The organism is Arsukibacterium perlucidum DSM 18276 (assembly GCF_000382165.1).
Classification (GTDB): Bacteria; Pseudomonadota; Gammaproteobacteria; order Enterobacterales; family Alteromonadaceae; genus Alishewanella; species Alishewanella perlucidum.
On sequence record NZ_KB907705.1, the window covers coordinates 74,743 to 101,110 of the forward strand.

The following is a 26,368-nucleotide window of genomic DNA, read 5'->3' on the forward strand; positions in this document are numbered from 1 at the left end:
TAGCTACTGCTTAAGCCAATGACAGCTAACGAAGCAGAATGTAGAGATCGTCGTTGCCCCGGCGAATATAAAGCGCTGCAACGCCTTGCCGAGCCTCCAGAATACGTCTTAGCTCTGCCAGGTTAGCTACCCGCTGCCGGTTTACACCGGTGATAATATCACCTTGACGTAAGCCAATTTGCTCAGCAACCGAGCCATTAGCCAATTCAGTGATTTCTACCCCCTTATCGCTGTTATTCAGCGTTGCACCTTGCAACATCGGGTGCAGTTCAGTAGCGGCAACCTGGCCACTTGCCAGCTCTTGCAGGGTTACTGTTACTTTGCGCTCTTTGCCATCTCGCAGAATACCCAACTCAGCTTTACGCCCCGAGCCCAGGGTGGCGATTTTCGCTCTTAACTCGTTGAAGCTTTGAATCCGATTGCCATTCATACTGATGATAACATCACCGGCTTTTAATCCGGCTTTAGCGGCAGCGGTATCGGGAATAACTTCGTTGACAAAAGCACCGCGGCTGACGTTTAAGTTCAATGCTTCGGTCAGCTCTGAGTTAACATCATTGCCGCGGACACCAAGGCTACCCCGACGAATTTCCCCAAATTCAATAATCTGGTCTACCAGGTTTTTCATCATATTCGATGGAATAGAAAAGCCTATGCCGACATTGCCACCGTTAGGTCCAAGGATGGCGGTATTAATGCCGATCAGTTCGCCACGCAGATTAACCAGTGCACCACCGGAGTTACCACTGTTGATGGCAGCGTCGGTTTGAATAAAGTCTTCAAAGCCGTCCATGTTTAAACCACTGCGGCCTAAGGAGCTGACAATGCCTGAAGTTACGGTTTGTTCCAGGCCAAAGGGGTTACCAATAGCAATAGCGAAATCGCCTACCCGCAATTTGTCGGAATCTGCCAGTGGAATTTGCACCAGGTTTTTTGCTTCAATTTGCAATAAGGCAATATCGCTTTGTGGATCCGCGCCAAGTTTTTTAGCGCTGAAGCTGCGGCCATCTTTGAGTTTTATCAGGATTTTATCGGCGTCTTGTACCACATGGTTATTGGTAACAATGTAGCCCTTATCGGCATCGATAATGACACCTGACCCCAAACCGCTGAACGGTCGTTCCTGGCGTAATTCACCCTGATCGCGCTGGCCGAAAAAGTGGCGGAATGCATCAGGAATTCGCTGGCGAACCTCACGGCTGCCCTCAACCGAGATATGAACTACCGCAGGCGTAGCTTTTTCCAGCATCGGCGCCAGCGTCGGCATTTCTTGTTTGTCAGAATTCAAAAAAGGCAGGGCGGCCTGCACAGAGCTGGCCGGAACAGCTAAAGTTGCTGCCAGCACGGCAGCGTGTAACACAGACAATTTCATCTTCATCGCGTAAAAGTCTCCTTTGCAAACATGCGACTAAGAACGTTATGGCGTAGAAAAAGTTCAGCGTTTAATTCAAGCGTTGTGTAACGAAGTATTACTCGGTCTTGCTGACTTTTTTCTCTTTGATCAGACCGCTGGCTTCACCGGAGTAATCGCGGGGTTGTTCATCAACCGCAGAATAAACCCGGCGCTTTTCGTCAATCTGATGCAACGACTGCTTTATATGGGCAGCAGCATCAGTAGACAAGTAATTTAAATCTGAATTTTTAGCTGTTGGTGGTTGCTCAACTAACTGCATTTTTGATTGCTGCACATGGCGGGCGATACGTGAGTAGTTGTCCTGCAGCTGGGTCATCAGTTGGTTGGTAACATCCAGATGCTGCGACACATCCTGCCGATACTGATTAAGCTGCTGGCGACTGGCGTCAAGCTCCTGTTGCAGTTTATGGCTGTTGAACTGCTTTAAACTGTATAATCTGGCCAGAATTGCACCCACTATTAAACCAACTGCCAGACCCGCCAGGGCGAATGTGAGATCCATATCAACTCCTAAATAGTAAATTCTGTCACCAGTGTACCTTAACTTCTTAGCTTGAGTGGTAAGGCATGTTATTATTATTGCCTGTTTTGTCCGCTAAACCAACTAAGTTTCCAGCCAGAGCCCATGACACCAGCAGAAAAATATCAGCAAGACTTAACCAGGCCCGATTTTCATCATGATACGGCGCAGGAGCATGCAGTTAAGCAGTTGCAGCGGCTGTACGATGATTTTATCAGGATGTTACCGCAGCGCCAGTCGTGGTGGCAGAAATTGATTGCTGGCTCGCCGCAGGCTAAGCCTTTAACCGGTTTGTATTTCTGGGGCGGAGTAGGCCGTGGTAAAACCTATCTGGTCGATACCTTTTATGAGTGTTTACCAACCAAACGAAAAATGCGGATTCATTTTCATCGCTTTATGCACCGGGTGCATGAAGACATGAAGCAACTGAAAGGGGTGAAAAACCCACTGCAACAGGTAGCTGATAATTTTAAACAGCAAACCGATATTATTTGTTTTGACGAGTTTTTTGTATCTGACATTACCGATGCGATGATTTTAGGTACCCTGATGCAAGAACTTTTTGCCCGCGGTATTACGCTGGTGGCTACGTCAAACATTGAACCTGATGGCCTGTATCGCAATGGCTTGCAACGGGCCCGGTTTTTACCGGCGATAAACCTGATTAAACAACACTGCCAAATCTTCAACGTTGACAGCGGTATTGATTACCGGCTGCGAACTTTGGAGCAAGCTGAAATTTACCATTATCCGCTGGATGAGCAGGCAGAACAAAACTTACAACAGTACTTTATGGCATTGTCAGTCGAGCCGCGCCAGCAAGCATGTCAGATTGAAGTCGCTAATCGTAAATTAAAGGCCGTGGCGGAAGCAGACGGCATTGTCTGGTTTAGCTTCAATACCTTATGCGAAAGTGCCCGCAGTCAATACGATTATATGGAACTGAGTCGCTGCTATCATACCGTGCTGTTGGCAGGGGTAAAACCTATGGGCCGCCACAATGAGGATGTCAGCCGGCGCTTTATTGCTCTGGTAGATGAGTTTTATGAGCGCCAGGTGAAGCTGATTATTTCGGCTGAAGTGCCGCTGGAGCAGCTGTATAGCGAAGGGTTGCTGCAGTTTGAATTCAAACGTTGTATCAGCCGTTTGCAGGAAATGCAGTCGCGTGATTACCTGGCTTCACCGCATTTACCCTGACAGGATCGAAGTATCTGCAACATTTCTGATATTTTTTCAGTAACAGGGCTGATCTTTGTAATTGTTTAATATATAATCCGCGCCCGGCCTACGTTACAGCCTCATACTGCCGTTAGCCCGGTAGTTTTTGTACTCGAAGGGGTGCGATTACGACATTGTTAGCAACAGCCCTGCGCAATGTCAGGTGTAACTTAAGTTTATTTGGAATAGGTTTAGATGAAAACTTTTACTGCAAAGCCAGAAAGCGTAGAACGCGACTGGTACGTTGTTGATGCAAACGGTAAAACACTGGGTCGTATCGCAACTGAAATCGCTGCTCGCTTACGTGGCAAGCACAAGCCAGAGTATACACCTCATGTTGACACCGGTGATTACATCATCGTTATCAATGCTGAGAAAGTAACTGTTACTGGTAACAAAGCGAAAAACAAAATGTATTACTCGCACACTGGTTTCCCAGGCGGTATTAAGGAAATCAGCTTCGAGAAGCTGATCGCGAAAAAACCTGAAATGGTTCTGGAAACTGCCATCAAAGGTATGTTGCCAAAAGGCCCATTAGGCCGCGCTATGTTCCGTAAGTTAAAAGTTTACGCTGGCGCAGAGCATCAACACACTGCTCAGCAACCGCAAATTTTAGATATTTAATCGGAGCATAACATGGCACAGAATCAATACTACGGAACTGGTCGTCGTAAAAGCTCAACGGCCCGCGTCTTCTTAAAAGCTGGTTCAGGTAACATTGTTATCAATCAGCGCGCTCTGACCGAGTACTTCGGCCGCGAAACTGCCTGTATGGTAGTGAAGCAGCCATTAGAACTGGTTGATATGGTTGAGAAGTTCGACCTGTACATCACTGTTAAAGGTGGTGGTATCAGCGGTCAGGCCGGTGCTATCCGTCACGGTATCACCCGTGCACTGATGGAGTTTGACGAATCACTGCGTCCGGCACTGCGTAAAGCAGGCTTTGTAACGCGTGATGCACGTAAAGTTGAACGGAAGAAAGTGGGTCTGCGTAAAGCACGTAAACGTCCACAGTACTCAAAGCGTTAATTCGCTTCTGGTACCAAAAACCCGGCTTTTATGCCGGGTTTTTTTATAATTATTGTTTTTCTGAATTCAGAAAGCCTGTAAGCCCTGAACTGTAACGCTTTGTTGCTGTTTAGACCAGTGGCAACCTGATATATTAGTTATTCATCTAACCTTAAACCTTGTGTAAAGCAGGGCTTTTCATTATGATCGGCGTTATTTTTTAAACTTATAATAATTGCTGGAATTCAGCCGCTTAAATTTATTTTAAGTTAAGCGTTAATGTGGAGATGAGTGGATGAGCAATGCGCCTGTAGATCATGGTCGCCGCCGCTTCCTTACCATTGCTACCTCAGTAGTGGGAGGCGTGGGTGCTGTTGGAGTGGCTGTGCCCTTTATTGCGTCCTGGAATCCGAGTGAGCGGGCTAAACAAGCCGGTGCTGCAGTTACTGCAGACATAAGCAAACTCGAACCAGGGCAATTAATCCGGGTAGAGTGGCGGGGTAAGCCAGTGTGGATAGTAAAACGCACGTCGCAAACCCTCGAGCAGTTAGCGTTAACAGAAGAGAATCTGCGCGATCCGGGTTCAGACGTGGCACAACAGCCAGTGTATGCCCAAAACCGTCATCGCTCAATTAAACCTGATATTTTTGTTGCGGTTGGCATTTGTACCCACCTTGGTTGTTCACCTACTTATCTGCCAAACGACTTCTCTGAGCAAGTTGAAGGCATCATTTCTGGCTTCTTTTGTCCGTGTCATGGTTCTAAATTCGATATGGCTGGCCGGGTATTCCAGGGTGTACCGGCACCAACCAATTTAGTGGTGCCACCACATATGTTCATCGACGATAACACCATAGTGATAGGTGAAGATGAGGGGGCTGTCTGATGTTTAAAAATCTGATGAGCTGGATTGAGTACCGCTTACCCTTTATGGATAAGATGAATCTGCATGTTATGCAGTATCCGGCACCAAAAAACTTTAACTTCTGGTACTTTTTTGGCTCACTGGCCATGTTGGTACTGGTTAACCAGATTGTTACCGGTATCTGGTTAACTATGAATTACGAACCGTCAGCTGAAGGGGCGTTCGCCTCAGTTGAATACATCATGCGGGATGTTGAGTACGGTTGGTTGCTGCGTTATATGCACTCAACCGGTGCATCGGCCTTTTTCGTCGTGGTTTATCTGCATATGCTACGCGGTATGATGTACGGCTCATATCAGAAGCCACGGGAACTGCTGTGGATTTTTGGCATGCTGATTTTCCTGGTATTAATGGCTGAAGCCTTTATGGGTTACTTATTACCCTGGGGCCAGATGTCGTTCTGGGGGGCCCAGGTTATTATCGGCATCTTCGGTACCATTCCTTTTATCGGTGAAGACTTAACCCTGTGGATCCGCGGTGATTACGTTATCTCAGGCGCTACGCTTAACCGTTTCTTTGCGCTACATGTTATAGCGTTGCCGCTGGTACTGGTAATCCTGGTATTTCTGCACATTATGGCACTGCATGAAGTGGGGTCTAACAACCCGGATGGTATCGATATTAAGAAAGACAACGATGGTTCGGTAGAGCAAACTGAAGCTGATAAGAAATTTACTTTCCACCAGTACTTTACCCGCGGTGGCAAGAAAGTGATTGTGGATGCTATCCCATTTCACCCTTACTACACGGTAAAAGACTTAGTGGGTGTTGCCGGCTTCCTGTTAATTTTTGCCTGGGTTATTTTCTTCCTGCCAGAAGGCGGTGGTTATTTCCTCGAGCCACCAAATTTCGAGCCAGCAAACCCACTTAAGACCCCGGCTCACATTGCGCCTGTATGGTACTTCACGCCGTTCTACGCCATTTTGCGGGCTATTCCTCATCCGTTTATGGGCGCCGTTGCCATGTTCGCTGCGATAGTTGCGCTGGCCTTACTGCCATGGCTGGACAGAGGCAGAGTACGGTCAGTACGTTACCGTAGTGGCTTGCACAAAATTAACCTGATTAATTTCTGTGTCAGCTTTGTTGCGCTGGGTGTGTTAGGGGTATTACCTGCTGTAGGGATTTATACCTTATTGGCTCAGATTTTCTCGTTTACGTATTTTGCTTTCTTTGTGCTGCTGTTTTTCTACAGTAAGAACGAAAAAACCAAGCCATTACCAGTGAGGGTTACCTGATGATGAAAACGTTATTGTCTGCTGTTGCATTATTAGCCTCTTCGCTGGCAATGGCTGCCGGTCCGGCTGTGCAGCTGGATAAAGCACCTATTGATTTAACGGACAAGGCTTCTTTGCAAAATGGCGCCCGTCTGTTCCAGAACTATTGTCTGGGCTGTCATCAGATGCAATATCAGCGTTACTCCAGAACATTCTCTGATCTGGATATTCCTGAAGAGCTGGGTATGGAACATCTGATGTTTACCGGCGAGAAAGTCGGTGACCATATCACTAATAATATGGCACCAAAAGACGGTGAGAATTGGTTTGGCGTAGCACCTCCGGACTTAACTAACGTGGCACGGGTGCGTGGTCCTGATTGGTTATATACTTATTTGCGTGCGTTTTACACCGATGATACCCGTCCGTTTGGCGTCAACAATGAGGTGTTTCCACTTGTTGCTATGCCACATGTACTACAGGAATTGCAGGGTGTGCCCAGCAAAACTTTTGAAACCCGCCTGGTCGATGGTCAGCCTAAAGAGGTTTATGTCGGCATTAAAACTGATGGTAGTGGTGAGTTAAGCGAAGAAGAATATGATAGAGCCGTTGCGGATCTGGTAAACTACATGGAATATGTTGGTGAGCCAACCAAACTGGAAGCCCATGCCCTTGGCTACAAGGTAATGATATTCTTGTTAATCTTCTTTGTACTTGCTTACTTATTGAAGAAAGAATATTGGAAAGATGTTCACTAATTAGTTGATTTAACTAGTATTGAGATACCAGGGGCCTTAGCGCCCCTTTGCCGTTTTTTATTTTACCGGAGGAATAAATGGCGATCATTGCCAATAAACGCCCTGTGATGACATTATTCACAGCCATTGATGATATGTACAGCCACCAGGTGCGTATTGTACTGGCCGAAAAAGGCGTAACTGTTGATATCCTTCAGGTAGCTCAGGATAACCTGCCAGAAGATTTGTACGAAGTTAACCCGTACGGCAGCTTACCGACATTACTTGACCGTGAACTGGCCCTGTATCAGGCCGATATTATTATGGAATATCTGGATGAGCGTTTTCCGCATCCACCATTAATGCCGGTGTATCCGGTAGCCCGTGGCCAGGCCCGGTTAATGATGTACCGGATTAAAAACGACTGGTACAGCCTGGCTGAGAAAGTGCTGACTAATGCAGATGACGCTGTTAACGCCCGCCAGGAATTAAAAGAAGGTTTATTGTCGCTGGCGCCATTGTTTAATGAAACCCCATTTTTCATGAGTGATGAATTTGGTTTGGTTGATTGCTATATGGCAGCGCTGATGTGGCGGCTACCAACCCTGGGCATTGAATTTCAGGGACCTGGCAGCAAAGAGTTAAAAAACTACATGGCCCGTATTTTCGAACGCGATGCGTTTCAGGCGTCTCTTACTGAAGCTGAGCGGGAAATCCGGCGCGGGATGCGGCTGTAATGGCGGCAATGTCACCAAACCGCCCGTATCTTGTGCGGGCGTTTTACGAATGGATAGTTGATAACGACTGTACGCCGTATTTGGTGGTAGATGCCAGCTATCCGCAAGTAAAAGTACCACAACAGTTTGTCCAGAATGGCCAGATAGTATTGAATGTGCTGCCCTCAGCGGTGGGTAATATGCAACTGGGTAATGATGCTATTACCTTTAATGCCCGTTTTGGTGGTCAGCCGTTTGCGTTATATGTTCCGGTAAAGGCGGTATTAGCCATTTACGCTAAGGAGAATGGTGCAGGTACGGTGTTTACTCTGGAAGAAGAAGAAGACGACGCGGAGTTGTTCGCTGAGCCCTTTGATGATGAAGATACGCCAGAGCCACCGAAACCAAAAAAAGGCAGCCATCTGAAAGTTGTTAAGTAGATTGTTATCTGCAGAGGTTAGTTAAGCCTTAAACTGACGCGATAAATAAAGCTGCCACTGGCAGCTTTATTTTTTGGCCGCCGCCAATTGCCAGAATGCTTGTAGCAAAGGTTGCTCTAATTTTTTGCTAAGCATACAGACACCCAGCTCGAACGGCTGAAACTGGTAACTGATATCCAGAATACGTACCCGATCACGCACCGGGCTATGGTTGATCACCGGTTCGGGCACCACGGCGACACCACTACCTAGCGCCACCATCGATACCATTGCCTCATGACCATCTACTTTGACGGCTACTTTAGGTTTGATATTGCAATCGCTCAGCCACTGGTCAGAGCGGGAGCGGGCCGGGCCATGGTCCGACTGGACCAGCGGTATCTCATGCCAGTTAATAGGCGCCCCGGCCAGTAAATCATTAACTTTACAGGGGATAACCGGGGCAATCAGCCAAACCGGTAGCTGGGCAATGCGTTGAAAAATCATGGTGGCAGGTAAATGTGCCGGGTAGGCCGCCAGTGCTATATCCACTTCACCGGCTTTAATTTTTTCAAAGGCCATTGCCGCATCGCCGGTAGTCAGTTTAATCTCGGCCTTCGGGCATTGTAGCCGGAACTTGTCCATAATGGCCGGTAAGTGACTGTAACTGGCGGTAACGGTACAGAATAAACGGATTTCACCGGTTAACTCCGCACTGGCCAGTTGTAAATCAAGTTGTAATTGGTGCCATTCATCCAGCCATAACCGAACAAACCGCTGTACCCTCACTCCGGCAGTGGTTAACTGCACTGATCTTTTATCCCGGTTAAACAACAAGCTACCCAGCTCATCTTCGAGGCGCTGGATCACCCGGGTCAGGGTAGACGGGCTGACATACATTTGCTCGCTGGTTTTGGCGAAGTTAAGACTGGATGCCAAATGCAGGAATAATTGAGCACTGCGAATATCCATTATCTGCCTTAATTGCAAAAAGTGAAATACAGACTTGTAAATATATCACTTCACGCAATGAAATGCAGCGGCTACTATTACTTCATTAACGCAATCTGCTGAGCCATCGACGTAATCTGTTTGTCATGGCACCTCACTATGCTGAGTAAGCGAAAGATGGGTAAGCCAGAGTTGCGTAAGGTAAGCTTGGCTTATCCGCGAAACCGAATTTTGAGAAATAGTATGAGCAATTATTTTAATACCTTAAGTTTACGCCAGCAGTTACAACAGCTGGGCCAGTGTCGCTTTATGGATAAGAGCGAGTTCAGTGACGGTTGTAATTTTATTAAAGACTGGAACATCGTTATTGTTGGTTGCGGTGCCCAGGGCCTGAACCAGGGCCTGAACATGCGCGACTCTGGTTTAAATATCAGCTATGCCCTGCGGGCAGAAGCGATTAGCGAAAAACGTGCTTCATTTGAAAAAGCCAGCAGCAATGGTTTTACCGTAGGCACTTATCAGCAATTGATTCCGCAGGCTGATTTGGTATTAAACCTGACACCGGATAAACAGCATAGCAGTGTGGTTGATGCGGTAATGCCACTGATGAAGCAAGGTGCAACTTTAGCGTATTCGCATGGTTTTAATATTGTTGAAGAAGGCAAACAAATCCGGCCTGATATCACCGTAGTAATGGTGGCACCTAAATGCCCGGGTACCGAGGTGCGGGAAGAATATAAACGTGGCTTTGGTGTACCAACACTAATTGCAGTGCACCCTGAAAACGATCCTAAAGGGCAGGGTTTATCGGTAGCGAAAGCCTATGCTTCGGCTACCGGCGGCGACCGTGCTGGCGTATTGCAGTCGTCATTTATTGCCGAAGTAAAATCCGATTTAATGGGTGAGCAAACCATCCTGTGTGGCATGTTGCAAACCGGCGCTATTCTGGCCTTCGATAAACTTGTTGCTGAAGGTACAGAAGCCGGTTATGCCGCTAAGCTTATTCAGTATGGCTGGGAAACGGTAACTGAAGCACTGAAGCACGGTGGCATTACCAATATGATGGACCGGCTGAGCAACCCGGCCAAGATTAAAGCTTATGACCTGGCAGAAGAGTTAAAAGTTACTTTACGGCCATTATTTGAAAAGCATATGGACGATATTATCAGTGGTGAGTTCTCCAGCACCATGATGGCTGACTGGGCTTATGATGATAAAAACCTGCTGACCTGGCGTGAACAAACCCGTGACAGCGGCTTTGAGCAAGCGCCGGTATCGGAAGAGAAAATTACTGAGCAGGAATATTTTGACCGCGGTATTTTGCTGGTAGCGATGGTGAAGGCGGGGGTAGAGCTGGCCTTTGAAACCATGGTAGATGCCGGCATTATCGCTGAGTCTGCTTACTATGAGTCATTACACGAAACACCACTTATTGCTAATACCATCGCCCGTAAGCGTTTGTATGAGATGAATGTGGTTATTTCTGACACCGCTGAATACGGCAACTACCTGTTTGCTCATGCTGCTGTGCCATTGCTGCGCGATAAGGTAAACAGCTTAAGCAGTGAGTATATCGGCAAAGGGTTGAGCCAAAGCCAGACCGGCGTAGATAACTTAAAGCTGATAGCGGTAAACGATGCTATCCGGCAACACCCAGTTGAAGTAGTAGGTAAAAAATTACGTGGTTATATGACCGCGATGAAACGAATTGTCGAGGCAAGCTAGACTGCCTTTGAAGAATGATGTGGTTAATGGTGATTAGCATTGGGCAGTGCCCCGGCCAATACCAGACCAATAACGATGTTATACGTGGACCTTGGTTGTTTTGCCCCGCTTGTCGGGGCTTTTTTTTGGGTGTAAGGTCAATAGCAGACAAACTGCAGGATTAGCTATGAAAAATATTGCGCTGGTGGCCCACGATGGCAAAAAAGCCACCTTGTTAGAGTGGATTGGTAAACACAAACAGTTTTTTGCCGACAAGAATTTATTTGCTACCGGCACTACCGGCAAGCTGATTAGTGATGCCTTGCAGCAGCCGGTGCAATGCATGGCCAGTGGTCCGCTGGGCGGCGATCAGCAAATAGGCGCCTTAATAGCAGAGCAGCAAATTGACTGGCTGATTTTCTTCTGGGACCCGCTATCATCCCAGCCGCATGACCCCGATGTAAAAGCGTTAATCCGCTTAGCCGTAGTATGGAATATTCCGGTGGCCTGTAACCGCGCTACTGCGGATTTTATTATTCACTCCAGTTTATATCAGCAAGATTACCAGCGCGAAGTGCCGGACTTTTCTGCCCATAATCAACGTTTAAACAAACAATAAGTGATAACGATATGACCGCTGTAACCGTTGGCCCCCTGGCGTTACCCCTTTCACCTTTATTATTGTTAATAAGTGTTCTAATCGGCTTGCTGGTAGCAGCCCTGGTGGCGCGCAAATATAAGGTATCGGTTACCGATCCGCTGTTAACTATTTTACTGGGTAGCCTGCTGTTTGGCCGCTTAGTGTTTGTGGCCCGTTTCGCTGACAGTTACGATTCCATCTGGCAGATGTTGGATATCCGCGACCGTGGTTTTGATAGTGGGGCTACGTTGCTGGCGGCAGTGCTGATCCTGATGTGGTTGTTATGGCGCCGTCGGCACCAGCGCCAGGCGTTGCTGGCCGGGGTATTAACGGTAACCATGCTGTTTGGTGCTTTTAGTTCAGTTATTTATGTCGGCCAGCAAAAGGCAGCATTGCCTGCTATCAGTTTTCAGCAACTTAATGGTGACAGCGTCAACCTGGCCGAACTAGGCGCAGGCCGGTTAACAGTAGTGAATTTGTGGGCGACCTGGTGCCCGCCATGCCGGCGTGAGATGCCGGTTCTACAGCAGGCTGAGCAGCAATATTCTGATGTGCGGTTTGTGTTGCTGAATCAGCGTGAGCATCCGGAGATTGTGCAGCAATACTTGCAACAAACCGGGCTGCAATTTAACCATTTACTGCTGGACAGACAAGGTGAGGTTGCAACCCAGCTAGGCGCTCATGGTTTGCCGGTAACCTTGTATTTTGACGCCGATGGCCGGCTGCTGAAAAGTCATATGGGAGAACTTTCTGCTGCCAGTCTGGCGCAAAGCCTGCAGCAAATGGGGATCAATACCAAATAATTGCAAAAATATAGATCGCAAACGCATTGAGAATAATTCGCGTTTGTGGTTATATAGCAGCCTTGGACATCCCTGAAGCTGGAGTAGGCCTTTATGCGATTTAAACCATCCTTATTAGTCATTGCTGCGCTTGGTAGTGCATTATTCAGTACTGCCGAAGTTTTTGCTGATGAAGTTAATATTTACTCTGCCCGGCAGGAAGAGCTTATTAAACCCTTGCTGGATAATTTCAGCCGCGACACCGGCATTACCGTAAATTTAATTACCGGTAAGCCTGATGAATTGATTAGCCGTTTGGCTAGCGAGGGACGAAACAGCCCGGCCGATTTATTAATAAGCACGGATGTTGGCCGTTTATACCGCGCTAAAACCCAGGGCGTTTTACAAAGCATTTCATCTGCTGCACTTAGTAGCGCGATCCCAGAAGAATTGCGGGATCCGGCAGGACAGTGGTATGGCTTAACGATGCGTGCCCGGCCGATAATGTATGTACCGGGTAAAGTTAAGCCAGAAGAACTTTCTACTTATGCCAACCTGGCTGACCCAAAATGGCGTGGCCGTATTTGTGTTCGTTCATCTGACAACATTTATAATCAGTCGATGATTGCAGGATTGATTGCGCATAAAGGTGCTGCAGACGCAGAGCAGTGGGTTAAAGGCCTGGTGGCCAACTTTGCCAGGCCACCTAGCGGTGGTGACCGCGACCAGATAAGTGCAGCGGCTAATGGCGTATGTGATATCGCAATCGCCAATACCTATTATCTGGGTGGCATGTTGGCAGACCCAAAGCAACGCGCAACTGCAGAGAAAGTAAAAGTATTCTGGCCTGACCAGGATGGTAAGGGTACCCATATTAATATTTCAGGGGCAGGTGTTGCTGCTCATGCGCCAAATAAGGCAAACGCAGTGCGTTTACTGGAATATATGGTGAGTCAACAGGCGCAGCAGTGGTACGCCGAAACAAACCATGAATATCCGGTTGTTGCCGGTGTGCAAGCCAGTGATTTACTGCAACAGATGGGTGAGTTTAAAGCAGATAAGTTGAATATGGATAAACTGGGTGAGCTAAATGGTGAAGCTATCCGGGTAATGGACCGGGCTGGCTGGCGTTAATCAGCAGTCAGGTTCAGTACAGCGGTTCAGCAAAGAGGTAGTATGCTGCCATTAAAAGCGGATATCTGGCGTTGGTCAATATTGATCCCGGCATTGCTGTTGGCAATGCCGGTTTTAGTTGTTTTTGGCAGTGTGTTCAGTCCGGACGTCGAGGTTTGGCGCCATTTACGCCAAACTGTACTGGCCGACTATATTATCAATTCTTTGTTGCTGGCCTTTGGCACAGGCGCTGGTGCGCTGCTTATTGGTACTGGTACCGCCTGGCTGGTAAGCCAGTATCAGTTTGTTGGTCGTCGGCTGTTGCAATGGTTGTTGCTGCTACCGCTGGCGATGCCGGCCTATATTATCGCCTATACCTACACTGGCATGCTCGATTTTGCCGGGCCGGTGCAAAGCGGGTTGCGCGATTATTTTGGCTGGGCTTATGGCGATTACTGGTTTCCGGAGATCCGCTCATTAACCGGCGCCATCCTGATGTTATCGCTGGTGCTATATCCCTATGTTTATATGCTGGCCCGCAGCGCCTTTCGCGAACAATCCAGCAGTATGCTGGAGGCCAGCCGCACCCTGGGTTTCAGCCCGCGCCAGCATTTCTGGAAAGTAGCATTACCTTTAGCCCGGCCGGCGCTGCTTACCGGAGCTGCACTGGCTATGATGGAAGCTTTTGCCGACTATGGCACAGTGCAGTATTTTGGTATCGCGACTTTTACCACCGGTATTTTCCGAACCTGGTTTGGCATGGGGAGCCAGGGCGGGGCTGCCCAGTTAGCCGCGTTGCTGAGTAGTTTTGTGCTGGTATTACTGGTGCTGGAGCAATGGTCGAGGCGTAAAATCCGCTATTTTTTTCAGGGCCAGCGCCAGCAAATCAGTCCGTTGCGGCCATTATCCATCTCCCGGCAGTTGCTGGTGGCACTTAGCTGTTTATTGCCGGTGTTATTGGGCTTTATTGTACCGGCCAGCCAGCTGGCCAGCTGGGCCTTACCAAACTGGCCAACTTTGTTTACCACAGATTTTGGTCGGCTGATCTGGAATAGCTTTAGTCTGGCGGCACTGGCAGCGGTGTTATCAGTTTTGCTGGCGCTGTTGTTTGGTTACGCCAGCCGGCTGCGCCGCGACCCGCTGGTGCGTCTGCCGGTGCGCCTGGCGGCGCTCGGTTATGCCATTCCGGGCACCGTTATTGCTATTGGCGTGATGATCCCGCTGGCCTGGCTGGACCGGAATATCGATTTACTGGCCGAGCAATGGTTTGATATCCGCACAGGTTTGCTGTTATCGGGCACCTTATTTGCGTTGTTACTGGCTTACAGTGTGCGTTTTCTGGCGGTATCGTTACACAGCGTGGAGGCGGGGCTGGAGCGAATTAAACCCAGTATGGATAATGCAGCCCGCTCGCTCGGTGCCAGCCCGTTGCAGGTGCTGCGCCGGGTGCATGTACCGTTGCTGCGTGGCAGCGTGCTGACCGCGTTAATGCTGGTGTTTGTTGATGTGTTAAAAGAGCTGCCGGCAACCCTTATTTTACGGCCATTTAATTTTAATACCCTGGCAGTGCGAACCTATGAACTGGCGTCAGACGAGCGGCTGGCCGACGCCGCCTTACCAGCGCTGGCTATTGTTTGTGTTAGTATTATTCCGGTTATTTTGTTGTCGCGGACGCTGGATGCCAGCAGAGGATCTTAAGCATGTTAGTTCTGGATAAGCTGGCAGTCGCCTATGGCCCGCATGTCGTTGTCAAAGATGTCAGCCTGGCGCTCGCCGAAGGGCAGATTGGTTGTTTAGTCGGCCCCTCTGGCTGTGGTAAAACCACCTTACTGCGGGCAATAGCCGGCTTTGAGCCTGCGGCCAGCGGCAGTATAAGCCTGCAACAGCAAATTGTCAGCGATCAGCAAAGGCAGTTAGCCACTGAGCAGCGCCGGGTGGGCATGGTATTTCAGGACTTTGCGCTATTTCCGCACTTATCTGTAGCCGACAATATCAGCTTTGGCTTGCAGGGCCAGAGTAGCAACCAAAAACAGGCTAAAGTAAAACAACTGCTGCAACTGGTGGGTTTACCGGATTTAGCCAACCGCTATCCGCACCAATTGTCGGGCGGCCAGCAGCAGCGGGTAGCGTTAGCCCGGGCCCTGGCGCCAGAGCCTAAAGTATTATTATTAGATGAACCCTTTTCCAGCCTGGATGCAGAACTGCGCGAAGCGCTGGCCCGCGACATCCGGCAAATATTACAACAGCTGAAAATTACCGCGGTAATGGTAACCCACGACCAGTTCGAAGCCTTTACCATGGCCGATATGGTGGGCGTAATGCAGCACGGTAAGTTACAACAGTGGGCCACTCCTTATGAGTTGTATCACAAGCCCGCCAGCCGTTTTGTCGCTGATTTTGTCGGCCGTGGGGTAATGTTACCCGGGGAAATGCTAGATAGCACAAGGGTACAAACCTGCCTCGGTATTTTTACCCAGCGATATTTGCAAAATGCCGCTAGCGGCGACAACGTTGATGTGTTGATTCGCCCAGATGATATTGTGCATGACGATGCCAGCGGCATTACCGCCAAAGTGCTGGAAAAGTCATTCCGCGGCTCCCATATCCTGTATACCCTGGCGCTCAGCGGCGGCGAGCAGGTCTACTGCCTCGCGCTAAGCCATCACAACCATGCCATTGGTGAGCAAATAGGTATCCGCCTCGATTTAGACCATTTAGTACTGTTTCCGCGTATTTAGTAAAGATCCCGGCCGCACTGATGCGGCAGCAGCAGGGGAGCGATAGTTTGCAATAGTTTTAGTCAATGCCACTAGCCTTTAGATTCGTTAACATATGGATCTGCCTCTAAAGGTTCCAGCTTATACTCTTTCTTTTTAAGCCCAACACTACTGGTTATTTGCTCTATCAATCCTTTTGTAGGTGCTTCAGAACATAAATATCATTTAGTAACATAAAATGCATTTAATGTTATTAAGTTGCTTCTTTATGTTGGCAAGTAAGTGTATGATGCTGCTTTTTTTTGCGTTGATGGTGTTTTATTAATCATCAGTTAACTAAATACGATGGGGTTCGCCAGGTTTATGTTGATTAAAAAGAGTTGGCTGCTAGTCATAGCAGTATCACTGTTTGCGCTAAATAATACCGTTTTTGCAGGGCTATCTAATGCTTACGCAGCGCCGGTAGTTGAGCGATTTGAGTAGTCACCAAGCCGGATTACTGTTGGGCAGTCAACCACTTTTTACTGGAATGTAAAAAACGTGCAGGGTTGTTACCCTTGGACTGGCCATGAGCCTGGTACGATGAGAGCTGCAAGTGGGGTGTCGGGCCCCTGGACATATAACACTGCAGGTACCCACACTACCCAATGGTACTGTATTGATATGGCCGGAGGGCGTTTTCCGGCAAATGCTTCACAGTTTCTAACAGCTACCCGTACAGTAGTGGAACCAAGCTATACGGTATCAGCGGGATCTGGTAGCGCCGGCAGCATTTCACCAACTTCCCGTACTGTAAATCAAGGTAATACAACCACATTCACGATTTCACCGCAGCCTGGATATCAAATATCCAGTACCAGCGGTTGTAACGGTATTCTTTCTGGCAACACCTATACCACTGGCCCTATAACAGCGAACTGTTTCGTTGGCGCTGATTTCAGTCCAATTATTTATTCAATATCTGCTAAAAGTGGTAGTGGTGGCAGTATTTCACCTATGTCACGTAACCTGTTTTACGGTGCAAAAGCTACATTTTCTTTAACACCGCAAGCTGGATATAAAATTGCCAACGTCACAGGCTGTAATGGCAGTCTGTCAGGTAATAGCTATACCACAGGCCCGGTTACAGCGAATTGTGCGGTGAATGTTAGCTACGTAAAATTACCCAAAGTTGTTAAGTTTGCCTGGGAACCAAGCTCAGTATATGTTGGGCAGCCAACCTCATTTCACTGGGAAGTCGAAAACGTAGCGGGCTGTTATGCAGTTACGGCGGGAGTAGGTGCGGATCCAAATCGAGCGGCATCCGGTGTGTCAGGGCCCTGGATTTATGCTGAACCCAGAGAACATACTAGTAAGATGTATTGCACAGATTTAGCAGGTAATCGCTTTCCAGCAAATAGCAACGAGTTTTTAACTGCGCCGCACTCTGTAAAAGCTATTCCACAACCGGTGGTTCGCCAATTTGAATGGATCCCGGCAACGGTATATGTCGGGGAATCCACGACATTTTACTGGAATATAGAGAACGTTACAGGCTGCTATGCCGTTACGGCTGGTGTGGGGGCGGACCCAAATCGAGCGGCCTCCGGTGAGTCGGGCCCCTGGACTTACGCTGAACCCAGAGAACATACTAGTAAGGTGTATTGCACTGATTTAGCAGGTAATCGTTTTCCTGCGAACAGCAATGAATTTATAACAGCTAATCAATCAATAAAAGCGATACCCCAGCCTGTGGTAAACCGTTTTGAATGGGTACCGGCAACGGTTGAAATTGGCAAACCAACCTCATTTTACTGGGATATAAGTAATGTGTCTGCCTGCACAGCAGTAACTGCGGGAGTGGACTCAGATCCAAACCGAGCAGCTTCCGGTAGTTCAGGGCCCTGGACTTATTTAGAACCTCGCGAGCACTTAACAAAGTGGCACTGCACAGATTTAGCTGGCAAGCGTTTTCCAGCTGATCCTAATTCCTTTTTGGAAGCGACTCGAATTGTTGAAGCTGCATCATCCCTCCCGCAAGCTTCAATCGATGATCCCGTGGCACCATCAACACAAGCTATTGTTGCCGATACCACCGTTATTGGTGGTACCTCAGGTGCATTCAGGGTTGATGAGAGCGGTGCGGCAACCTACAGCCTGCCGGTGCAACTGCCGACAGGTATCGCAGGGAATACACCTGAACTGTCTCTTAACTATCATTCCAGCGCTGGAAATGGGCCATTGGGGGCGGGTTGGAGTATTGGCGGCATGTCGAGTATCTCGCGCTGCCGGCAGACACCAATACAGGATGGCGAATTTAAAGCGATAACCTTAGCTGACAACGATCGCTTTTGTCTCGATGGCCAGCGTTTAATAGTGGTAGAAGGTAACTATGGTGAAACGGGCTCAGTTTATGCAACTGAGATTGATACCCAGGTTAAAGTTACTGCACTTGGCGACTTATACGGCGGTCCGGAATATTTTGAAGTGCGCCGGCCAGATGGTTCAGTGAGCTTTTATGGCAATACAGAAAATAGCCGTTTTACTGCTGAAAGTGGCCCTGCCATCAGCTGGGCCATTAGCGAAGTAACTGATTTACTCAACGTTGCCAGTAACAAGATTAAATATCAGTATCAGTTTGCCGGCAACGAGCAGCTGTTAAGTACGGTAACCTACAGTGGCAATACCGTATCCTTTAGTTACGACACTCTGGAACAACCCGACCGGCCGCAAATCTATATTTTCGACAGGGCTATCACGCCAACATCGCAACTTAATAGCGTAACAGTAAAAAATCACAACAATCAGCAGGTGTACCAGGTTTCGTTGGCCTATGAAACCGCACCGTTATCGGGTATGCAGCGTATTTACCAGATAACCGAATGCGGCACTGATACATCGAACTGCTTAAAACCGCTGTTATTGGAGTGGTTTGATGCTGCTGAAAACAGCCCTGCTTTTAAAACAACAGCATCCGCCGGATCTTCGTTAACCAAAGAAGATGGTATTGTGTTTAGCCAACCGGCAGATATGACAGGCAACGGCCTGGCAGACTGGGTCTATATCAATAAAAAGAATAGTTTATACACGGTATATTATAAAGAAAATCGGGGGCATAGCTTTGACACCGATAAATTATATAAAAGTATTTCCTTCAGCAGCAGCACTGAAGCACCGGTGTTCCGCATTGCGGATCTGAATGCTGATGGCAAAGCCGACCTGTTGTATTACACCACCGAGTGGTATTTATGCACCGAAGCCATTAGTGACTGTACGGCGATCGGTGTCACCACTAAAGAAATAGCGCTGCATGATTTTAACGGCAATGGGCTGTTGGATATCTTAACAGGCGATTTTACCCTGCTTACTAACACCAAAGGTGGCTTTAGTGCGCCTGAAACGGTTGAATTTAATACCGGACTCAGCAGTGATTGCGGCTCAACGGCACTGGGTTCGTTCGTATGTATGCAGAATTCGAAAAATATTGAAAGCTCAATTTCATACGATGTAAATGGTGATGGACTTAACGACTTGCTGGTAAGAATGCGTGATAGGCACATGGATGACAACAAAACTCAAGTATTTGATTATTGGGGTATTTTCATTGCCGAAAGAACAGCCGCTGGCAAATTACGTTTAACCCTGGCAGACCAAGATATTGGTGATAAACGTACCGGCCACAATACCGCCACTAATTTGCAAATTGGCGATTTGAATGGTGATGGTATCTCCGACTTTCTGTATTACGCTACCCATAGCGCACCTTACCACTGGCGCATAGAATACAACTCGCAAAGCAAACTGAAACAACAGCATACAGTACTGCCAAGTAGTGTGCCGTTGCCTGAAGATGTACATTTTATGCAACTGGTTGATATTACTGGTAATGGCGTAAGCGATATCGTTTATTACGACACCCGCTGGCGCATGTTAAGTTACCCTTATACCAGCGCACCGGTGGCTATTGACGGCCCGGCAATTACTGTTGCTTCAGAGAGTGTGCTGTTCGCCGATATGCGTGGCTGGGCGCAACCTGCGATGGTGGTAACTGACTTCGACAAAGGCCATATATATTGGCACGACTATGGTGTAACGATTGCAGGTGAGCCCTGTAAGCCAGATTGTCTGCCCCCTTGCAAACCAACTGATGACAGACCCTGCAACATCATTCAATCCGTCACGGCGGAGCAATATGCTGTTGAGACCAGTTTCGAGGTGTTAGACGGGCGGGAAGGTAAATTAAAACGCATAGTGTCAGGCCATGGTTTAGCGACAGAAATAGACTATGCCTATATGACCAATGGCGCGGTATACAGCATTGGTTATGCGACCGAATCAACTGCCAGTGCGCCTATTTTTGAGCTTTCCGGCGGCATCCCGTTAGTGTCTCATGTGTCCTCAGATACCGGGCAGGGTAAGGTGAGTGTTGCCTACCAATATGAAGCCGGCCGCATTCAGGCCAGTGGCCGTGGCATGCTCGGTTTTGAAAAGCTGATTACCACCGATTTACAAACCGGGGTAAAAACCACCACCAAATATTCGCAACGTTATCCGTACATAGGTATGCCGTTATACACCAAACAACAATACGGTGATAAAACGCTTAGCCTGGCGAAGAACATGTACGAAAACCTGCTGTTAAATGACGGCAAAACAGTGTTTCCTTACCTTAAGCGCTCAGCTGAATCTCGCTACGTGGTTAGCTACGATGAATATGGTTATGGCAACGCCGAGTATGTTTCAACGGTGGCCACGGACAATAGCTATGTAGCCAAGAGTGATGGCCGTTACGCTGTGCTGGAGCAAAGCTTAGTGGCAACCTCTGATAGCGGCACAGGGCTGGTCAGAACGGTAACCACCAGCAATCAGTTCCGGCATGAAAATATAGATAAGTGGTTGTTAAACCGGGTCTCTGAAACCACGGTTAGGCATGAACAAGGCACAGGCAACCTGTACACTTCTGATATTTGTGTTACCTGTACTGAGCCGGGTGGCCCTTTTAATGTATCAGTAAATATGACGCCAGATCCCGCTGCCAGCGTTAGCAGGGTGGCAGAGTTTTCTTATTTCAGTAATGGCTTACTGGAGTACGAAATTACTGAGCCGGAGGGCACAGAGCAGGAGTACAGCAAAACCAGCTATAGCTATGATGCGTTTGGCAATATACAAACGACCACCATTAGCAGTAAAGTTGGTGCTGAAAAAGCATTCGAATTTTCGCGTAGCAGCACTAATGTGTACGATGCCGCCGGCCGTTATCTAGAGGCTAAACAGATTAATGGTGTAGAGGTTGCCAGTTACAGTAACTTTAATGCCTTAGGCCAACCGCAAACGGTAACCGAAAACGGTATTCGCACCGTGCTGCGCTATAACGCCTTTGGCCAGCCGGTATTTAGCCGTGAGCAAACAGACAGTAATCAGGTTAGTGGCCGTTACAGCATAATTACCCGTGGTTATACTGCTGCTGCGGTTGGTTTACCCTCTGTAGGCGTAACGGGCTACAGCTACCAGCGCGTAAAACAAGGCGGCGCACCGACCCAGTGGAAAATTGCGGATGCCGCCGGCCGTGAATTAGCCAGTGTAGTCGAAGCCTTTGCCAGCGGTAGTTACGTAGTAAAACGCACTGAGTATGACGCCATGGGCCGGCCGTACCGGGTATCGCAGCCAGCGTTTAGTTCAGCCACTAGCCAGTGGCACACTACCACCTATGATGACTTTGGTCGCCCGGTGCAACTGCTGGCCGCAGATAACACCCGAACCGACATCGCTTATCATAAGTTGGCTGTAACCTCTACTATAAGTAACTTCTGGAGCGGTGAACAGGCGCAAACCAAAACTGAAACCAAAGACGCATTCGGCCAGCTGGTCAGGGCAACAGATGCAGCAGGTAGCTTAGGTTACTACTACGACGCTACCGGTAATTTACTTCGAGTTAGCGGCGTCGATGGTCAAGCTGTAATAATGACTTACAACAGCCGTGGTCATAAACAAACCATGCAAGATCCCGACAGTGGTAACTGGCAATATACGTATAACGCACTGGGCGAGCTGAAAACCCAAACTAACCCGAGAAATCACCTTACTACCACCTGGTATGATAATTTTGGCCGTAAGATGCAGGAAACCATTACCCATGGCACCAATACCCTGCGTGATACCCAGTGGGCCTACAGTGATCAAACCGGGCATACTGTGCGCAACCTGGTGGTGGCTGAAACAGTTGCCAACGGCCCAACCCGGCTAATGGATTACGACAATCTAGGCCGGCTGGAGCGCAGTGAATTATATATAGATGGTGAAATACTGGTCGAGCGCACCACTTATGATGAGTTCAGCCGGGTATTTCAGGTATTTGACGCCAGCGGTAACGACTTCGGGGTGCAGTATGAATATCAGAACGGTTATTTAAAAGCGAAATGGGAAGCGCGCTACGGCACCAGTGGCGAGCACAGTGTACGCTTTCAGAATATTGTGGCGATGGATGCACTGGGCAATGTTACTGAAACTGTGGCAGGGAATAACCGCACCACCTGGCGCACGCACAATGATGCATCGGGCATGCTGGAAACTATCACTACTGAAGGTGGGTTACAAGCCTGGGAATACGAGTTTGATGGTATGGGTAATTTACGTTCGCGTCGCGACGAAAACCATAAGCTACTGCCACTGGATGGCGGCGCGCCGGTAAGCTTTGCTGAGAGCTTTAGCTATGACAGCCTGAACCGGCTGGAACAGGTTGAAAACAATAACGTTGTCACCTTAAGCCTGAGCTATTTTGCCAATGGCAATATTAAAACCAAGTCGGATGTGCAAGGCGGCGCAGCCTACCAATACGGCACCAAAGCCGGCCAGTGTGGCCGGAACAGTGGCCCGCGGGCGGTAAGCCAAATAGGTACTCAGGGCTATTGTTACGACGCCATGGGCAACCAGACACACCAGTACAATAATGGTGCACTGGTGCGGCAAATAGAGTACGACGCCACCGGCAAGGCATCACGTATTCGCAGCTTCAACACCAATGCAGCCAATGGCAGCTCACCGGGTGATAGCTTTTATAGTTACGACGGTAGCCGCAGCCTGGTAAAGCGCCATGTAACAGAGCAAGGCAGTACCAAAATCTTTTACCAGCATGGCGGGGTAGAGCTGATAGTGGAAGACGGCGCCAGACGTTACCGGCGCACCCTGGGTAATGCCATTGTTGAGCGCAGCGGCAATACCTTGCATACCAGCTATGTATACACCGACCATTTAGGCAGTGTTGATGTAATAACTAATACGGCGGGGCTGCAGCTGGAAAAGCTAAGCTTTGATGCCTTTGGTAAACGGCGCCAGGTTTACACCGCAGCGCACCAACCGGTAGCGCTGTCGCTAGCTAATATTTTAAACCGCACCAGCCGTGGCTTTACCGGGCATTTGCAGGTAGACCACGCCAGTATTGTCCATATGGGCGGCAGAATATACGACAGCCATATCGGCCGCTTCCTGCAAGCCGACCCCTTTGTGCAGGCACCCAGCAATAGCCAAAGCCATAACCGCTATAGTTATGTGCTAAATAATCCGCTAAGTTATACCGACCCTAGTGGGTATTTTTGGAAGAAACTCTGGAACGATATTAAGCCTTTTATCGGCGCTATAGTTGCAGTCGTAGGCTCTATAGCTTGTCCAGCCTGTTCGCCAATGTTGATAGGTGCGATAGCGGGGGCGGCAGGCGCTGCGGCCAATGGTGGTAACATTCTGCAAGGTGCGGTTATTGGGGCATTTAGCGCTGCAGCTTTTAGCGGAGTTGGAGAGGCCTGGCCTGCAGGCTCTTTTGGTAATGTAATGGGCAACGCAGTGGTAGGCGGCATGATGAATAGCCTGCAAGGAGGTAAGTTTGGTCATGGCTTCTTTGCAGCAGGGTTTAGCGCGGCGTTTAAACGAGGCATCAATAAAATAGGTGGCGGTGAGGCATCGCATACAGCACATCGCATTGTTGCCGCTGCAGCTATAGGTGGTACAGCGTCAAAGATCAGTGGCGGAAAGTTTGCTAATGGTGCAGTAACTGGCGCATTCTCGCAGGCGTTTAATGGTGAGCGAAGAAATAAGCTCGACAACGCAATTAAAAGTGCTGATGAACAATTAGCGGCACAAGCTGCTGAATGGAAACATGAAGACGATGCAGCGAAAGCTTTTGGCTTGGCAGTAGCGGATTTATCAGCTAAATACGATATTGAATTGGGTGCTACAATCTTTAATCGCGATGGTGTGATTGGTATCAGTAAAATATATACTGATTATCAACGAGGTGGGGTGGCATCACGTTATCTGAACGACAAAGATGCAACGGCCTTGGCTCATACCCATGGTACTCCAGCTCTTAGCGATTTAACGTTTAGTAATGACGACTATAACTACTATTTAAACAAGAGTGAATTGCTTCAACGGCCAATCGGAGGGTATCTCGCTCTTCCTGGCAAATATGGTGTTCTTAAGTTTAATACGGCGGGCTATTTAAGAACACCACCTGAATGGAGAGGTACATCGCTACACTGTTCAAACATCACATATCCAGGTCAAGGGTGCCATTAATTATGAGAATATTACTATCGTTTCTATTAGTTACTTCATTTTACACGTTAGGGGATGGATGTGGCGGCCTTGATGAGCAGAGATGTATGGTATCTGTGATAAATCTGGTTGCGACGCCTGAGCGCTATCATGAAAAAGTAGTAATAGTGACAGGATATTTGGATACCAAAAGTAGAGGGTATTATGGACAATATTGGTTGTCCCTTTCAAATGATTACTTTGAACCAGCTAATATGGTGAAAGTAGATATTCCCGAAAAGTTTGCTGAGCAACTGAATATTACACATCATAGGGTATACAGTATTGTGGGTGTATTTGAGTCTTGTAACAGTAAGCCACCTAGTGATCGAGACTGTTTTAATTCGATTACGCCGATAATTGGCAATAATGGTTATCCGAGTATTCGATTAGTGTTGAGTGATTAAGATGTTTGGGCCGAAGTATTGGTCAAGTCTAAGGTGATAATTCGCCTCCAATCCTGATTTAGGGAGGCATGGGGTCGCGTCTTGCGTTTTGCCTTTTCTTAAGGAATCTCGTGATTACTTGGCTTGCAGTATTCTCGGGTAAGCAGAATAGCAAAAAGCATTAGAGTTGCCCCCGGTGTACTACGCCCTAACGGGACATGCTGATATTTAGACAACGCAAATCTATTCCCATGTCTCGCATTCAAAAACTGGCTGAGGTCTATGGTAAGTTTTATCCTTCAGCATTAAGTGACCAGAGTATTTTCAAGCTCACCACCAAAAGGTAATGCATTTGCATTACCCTCGTTTTCCGACTAAGATAACTCTATTAACCAACGTGGAGAGCATTATGCATGCACAAATGGCTTTGGAAGCAGAATCAACACTGACTGACCGTTTTCAGACAACAGTACCGGGTCCTGTTCGTCAGGCGTTGCATCTGAGTAAAAAAGACAAGATTAAATATGTCATCCAATCTGATGGCAGTGTGCTTATGCAGCGTGCCGAAACGGTTGAAGCTGATCCGGTTCTTGACCAATTTTTATCATTTCTGGCTGTTGATATGCAGAGACATCCTGAGAAGTTACAACCGCTGACCACCAGTATGCGCCAAAGGGTGGCGTCGCTGGTTGCAGATGTTGATATTGATTTGGATGCACCGCTAGCCGATAAAGATGAATAAACTTGTCTGATAAGGTCCCGATGGTAGTTAACGGCTGGACGCTCTTTACCCACCCTCTTTTTGCAGAGCAGTACCAGACACTGACAGATAAAGTAGAGGCATTAAAAGCAAAAGATCCGCAAGGCTACACCAAGAAAAATGACGCTAAGCGGTTAGCGGCTATTTATAAGCTGGCCTTTGAGATTATACCTCAAGACCCAACGCTAGCCGATTATCGCCAGGGGAAGACCTTAGGCGGTAATAATAAGCATTGGTTTCGGGCCAAGTTTTTTCAGCAGTATCGGCTATTTTTTCGATATCATCTTGAATCCAAAATTATCGTCTATGCGTGGGTCAATGATGAAGAAAATAAGCGAGCCTACGACAGTAAAACGGATGCTTACAAAGTGTTCGCAAAAATGCTAAGGTCAGGTAATCCCCCGGATGATTGGGGTGCTCTTTTAAAAGCTGCCAAGGACGCGCAACTCTCGCCTTAGAAACCTAAACAGGGCATGGGGTCAAGTCTTGCCTTTTGCCTTTTTCAACAGCTGAACTAAAGTTTAATTCGTAGCTAATTAATCGCGATCAATGGGCCAGTGACATTGATTTTGGGCTCTT

General features: G+C 48.1%; 21 protein-coding genes. 18 read left to right on the top strand and 3 right to left on the bottom strand.

What is annotated here, in order from left to right:
* Window positions 1–25: 25 nt before the first annotated feature.
* Together H141_RS0105610 and H141_RS0105615 are read right to left on the bottom strand one after the other, a co-directional pair.
* On the bottom strand, window positions 26–1,378 hold the full coding sequence (locus H141_RS0105610; RefSeq protein WP_026349259.1) for a Do family serine endopeptidase: 1,353 nt from the start codon (window positions 1,376–1,378) through the stop codon (window positions 26–28).
* A 91-nt stretch (window positions 1,379–1,469) separates the two neighbouring features.
* Window positions 1,470–1,916: a Z-ring associated ZapG family protein gene (locus H141_RS0105615; RefSeq protein ID WP_019675267.1), complete on the bottom strand. Its 447-nt coding sequence runs from the start codon at window positions 1,914–1,916 to the stop codon at window positions 1,470–1,472.
* A gap of 123 nt (window positions 1,917–2,039) precedes the next feature.
* On the opposite strand from H141_RS0105615, the gene zapE reads away from it, so the two are divergent.
* The 8 genes from zapE (at window position 2,040) to H141_RS0105655 (ending at window position 8,192) form a co-directional block, all read left to right on the top strand.
* Window positions 2,040–3,131 carry a cell division protein ZapE gene (gene zapE / locus H141_RS0105620; RefSeq protein WP_019675268.1) on the top strand — a complete coding sequence of 364 codons (1,092 nt, stop codon included), beginning with the start codon at window positions 2,040–2,042 and terminating at the stop codon, window positions 3,129–3,131.
* Between the two features lie 216 nt (window positions 3,132–3,347).
* Window positions 3,348–3,776 carry a 50S ribosomal protein L13 gene (rplM, locus tag H141_RS0105625; RefSeq protein ID WP_019675269.1) on the top strand — a complete coding sequence of 143 codons (429 nt, stop codon included), beginning with the start codon at window positions 3,348–3,350 and terminating at the stop codon, window positions 3,774–3,776.
* A gap of 12 nt (window positions 3,777–3,788) precedes the next feature.
* Window positions 3,789–4,181 (top strand): 30S ribosomal protein S9, encoded by a 393-nt coding sequence (gene rpsI / locus H141_RS0105630; protein ID WP_019675270.1) that lies wholly within the window; start codon window positions 3,789–3,791, stop codon window positions 4,179–4,181.
* Between the two features lie 274 nt (window positions 4,182–4,455).
* Complete coding sequence (gene petA, locus H141_RS0105635) at window positions 4,456–5,046, top strand: ubiquinol-cytochrome c reductase iron-sulfur subunit (protein ID WP_019675271.1); 591 nt, start codon at window positions 4,456–4,458, stop codon at window positions 5,044–5,046.
* Entirely contained in the window at window positions 5,046–6,320 is a 1,275-nt protein-coding gene (locus H141_RS0105640; protein WP_019675272.1) for a cytochrome b, read from the top strand. The genes petA and H141_RS0105640 overlap by 1 nt, the downstream gene beginning before the upstream one ends.
* Window positions 6,320–7,057 (top strand): cytochrome c1, encoded by a 738-nt coding sequence (locus H141_RS0105645; protein ID WP_019675273.1) that lies wholly within the window; start codon window positions 6,320–6,322, stop codon window positions 7,055–7,057. Before H141_RS0105640 ends, H141_RS0105645 begins: the two co-directional genes overlap by 1 nt.
* Window positions 7,058–7,134: 77 nt before the next feature.
* Window positions 7,135–7,773 carry a stringent starvation protein SspA gene (sspA, locus tag H141_RS0105650; RefSeq protein ID WP_019675274.1) on the top strand — a complete coding sequence of 213 codons (639 nt, stop codon included), beginning with the start codon at window positions 7,135–7,137 and terminating at the stop codon, window positions 7,771–7,773.
* Between the two features lie 8 nt (window positions 7,774–7,781).
* The gene (locus tag H141_RS0105655) at window positions 7,782–8,192 is read left to right on the top strand and encodes a ClpXP protease specificity-enhancing factor (protein WP_026349261.1); all 411 of its coding nucleotides are present in this window, start codon (window positions 7,782–7,784) and stop codon (window positions 8,190–8,192) included.
* Between the two features lie 66 nt (window positions 8,193–8,258).
* Here H141_RS0105655 and ilvY read toward each other — a convergent pair whose 3' ends face one another.
* Complete coding sequence (ilvY, locus tag H141_RS0105660; RefSeq protein ID WP_019675276.1) at window positions 8,259–9,143, bottom strand: HTH-type transcriptional activator IlvY; 885 nt, start codon at window positions 9,141–9,143, stop codon at window positions 8,259–8,261.
* 222 nt (window positions 9,144–9,365) lie between these two features.
* On the opposite strand from ilvY, the gene ilvC reads away from it, so the two are divergent.
* From ilvC to H141_RS0105710, 10 genes are all read left to right on the top strand, one after another.
* Window positions 9,366–10,847, top strand: a complete 1,482-nt coding sequence (ilvC, locus tag H141_RS0105665; RefSeq protein ID WP_019675277.1) for a ketol-acid reductoisomerase — start codon at window positions 9,366–9,368, stop codon at window positions 10,845–10,847.
* 166 nt (window positions 10,848–11,013) lie between these two features.
* Entirely contained in the window at window positions 11,014–11,445 is a 432-nt protein-coding gene (locus H141_RS0105670) for a methylglyoxal synthase (protein ID WP_019675278.1), read from the top strand.
* An 11-nt stretch (window positions 11,446–11,456) separates the two neighbouring features.
* Window positions 11,457–12,269: a TlpA family protein disulfide reductase gene (locus H141_RS0105675; protein ID WP_019675279.1), complete on the top strand. Its 813-nt coding sequence runs from the start codon at window positions 11,457–11,459 to the stop codon at window positions 12,267–12,269.
* A gap of 93 nt (window positions 12,270–12,362) precedes the next feature.
* Window positions 12,363–13,382, top strand: coding sequence for a Fe(3+) ABC transporter substrate-binding protein (locus H141_RS0105680; RefSeq protein WP_019675280.1), 1,020 nt, complete (start codon window positions 12,363–12,365; stop codon window positions 13,380–13,382).
* Between the two features lie 42 nt (window positions 13,383–13,424).
* Window positions 13,425–15,059 (top strand): ABC transporter permease, encoded by a 1,635-nt coding sequence (locus tag H141_RS0105685; RefSeq protein WP_019675281.1) that lies wholly within the window; start codon window positions 13,425–13,427, stop codon window positions 15,057–15,059.
* Window positions 15,060–15,061: 2 nt separating this feature from the next.
* Window positions 15,062–16,099, top strand: coding sequence for an ABC transporter ATP-binding protein (locus H141_RS0105690; RefSeq protein WP_019675282.1), 1,038 nt, complete (start codon window positions 15,062–15,064; stop codon window positions 16,097–16,099).
* 561 nt (window positions 16,100–16,660) lie between these two features.
* Complete coding sequence (locus H141_RS0105695) at window positions 16,661–24,625, top strand: RHS repeat-associated core domain-containing protein (protein WP_083923034.1); 7,965 nt, start codon at window positions 16,661–16,663, stop codon at window positions 24,623–24,625.
* 2 nt (window positions 24,626–24,627) lie between these two features.
* Window positions 24,628–25,050, top strand: coding sequence for a hypothetical protein (locus H141_RS0105700; protein ID WP_157610771.1), 423 nt, complete (start codon window positions 24,628–24,630; stop codon window positions 25,048–25,050).
* A 388-nt stretch (window positions 25,051–25,438) separates the two neighbouring features.
* Complete coding sequence (locus H141_RS0105705; RefSeq protein WP_019675285.1) at window positions 25,439–25,771, top strand: type II toxin-antitoxin system PrlF family antitoxin; 333 nt, start codon at window positions 25,439–25,441, stop codon at window positions 25,769–25,771.
* A 2-nt stretch (window positions 25,772–25,773) separates the two neighbouring features.
* Window positions 25,774–26,247 (top strand): type II toxin-antitoxin system YhaV family toxin, encoded by a 474-nt coding sequence (locus H141_RS0105710; RefSeq protein WP_157610774.1) that lies wholly within the window; start codon window positions 25,774–25,776, stop codon window positions 26,245–26,247.
* Window positions 26,248–26,368 lie beyond the last annotated feature (121 nt).

What these genes read in the sequence shown, in the direction of transcription:
- H141_RS0105610 (WP_026349259.1), bottom strand. Translation starts at nt 1,378, where the DNA reads ATGAAGATGAAATTGTCTGTGTTACACGCTGCCGTGCTGGCAGCAACT.
- H141_RS0105615 (WP_019675267.1), bottom strand. Translation starts at nt 1,916, where the DNA reads ATGGATCTCACATTCGCCCTGGCGGGTCTGGCAGTTGGTTTAATAGTG.
- zapE (WP_019675268.1), top strand. Translation starts at nt 2,040, where the DNA reads ATGACACCAGCAGAAAAATATCAGCAAGACTTAACCAGGCCCGATTTT.
- rplM (WP_019675269.1), top strand. Translation starts at nt 3,348, where the DNA reads ATGAAAACTTTTACTGCAAAGCCAGAAAGCGTAGAACGCGACTGGTAC.
- rpsI (WP_019675270.1), top strand. Translation starts at nt 3,789, where the DNA reads ATGGCACAGAATCAATACTACGGAACTGGTCGTCGTAAAAGCTCAACG.
- petA (WP_019675271.1), top strand. Translation starts at nt 4,456, where the DNA reads ATGAGCAATGCGCCTGTAGATCATGGTCGCCGCCGCTTCCTTACCATT.
- H141_RS0105640 (WP_019675272.1), top strand. Translation starts at nt 5,046, where the DNA reads ATGTTTAAAAATCTGATGAGCTGGATTGAGTACCGCTTACCCTTTATG.
- H141_RS0105645 (WP_019675273.1), top strand. Translation starts at nt 6,320, where the DNA reads ATGATGAAAACGTTATTGTCTGCTGTTGCATTATTAGCCTCTTCGCTG.
- sspA (WP_019675274.1), top strand. Translation starts at nt 7,135, where the DNA reads ATGGCGATCATTGCCAATAAACGCCCTGTGATGACATTATTCACAGCC.
- H141_RS0105655 (WP_026349261.1), top strand. Translation starts at nt 7,782, where the DNA reads ATGTCACCAAACCGCCCGTATCTTGTGCGGGCGTTTTACGAATGGATA.
- ilvY (WP_019675276.1), bottom strand. Translation starts at nt 9,143, where the DNA reads ATGGATATTCGCAGTGCTCAATTATTCCTGCATTTGGCATCCAGTCTT.
- ilvC (WP_019675277.1), top strand. Translation starts at nt 9,366, where the DNA reads ATGAGCAATTATTTTAATACCTTAAGTTTACGCCAGCAGTTACAACAG.
- H141_RS0105670 (WP_019675278.1), top strand. Translation starts at nt 11,014, where the DNA reads ATGAAAAATATTGCGCTGGTGGCCCACGATGGCAAAAAAGCCACCTTG.
- H141_RS0105675 (WP_019675279.1), top strand. Translation starts at nt 11,457, where the DNA reads ATGACCGCTGTAACCGTTGGCCCCCTGGCGTTACCCCTTTCACCTTTA.
- H141_RS0105680 (WP_019675280.1), top strand. Translation starts at nt 12,363, where the DNA reads ATGCGATTTAAACCATCCTTATTAGTCATTGCTGCGCTTGGTAGTGCA.
- H141_RS0105685 (WP_019675281.1), top strand. Translation starts at nt 13,425, where the DNA reads ATGCTGCCATTAAAAGCGGATATCTGGCGTTGGTCAATATTGATCCCG.
- H141_RS0105690 (WP_019675282.1), top strand. Translation starts at nt 15,062, where the DNA reads ATGTTAGTTCTGGATAAGCTGGCAGTCGCCTATGGCCCGCATGTCGTT.
- H141_RS0105695 (WP_083923034.1), top strand. Translation starts at nt 16,661, where the DNA reads ATGAGAGCTGCAAGTGGGGTGTCGGGCCCCTGGACATATAACACTGCA.
- H141_RS0105700 (WP_157610771.1), top strand. Translation starts at nt 24,628, where the DNA reads ATGAGAATATTACTATCGTTTCTATTAGTTACTTCATTTTACACGTTA.
- H141_RS0105705 (WP_019675285.1), top strand. Translation starts at nt 25,439, where the DNA reads ATGCATGCACAAATGGCTTTGGAAGCAGAATCAACACTGACTGACCGT.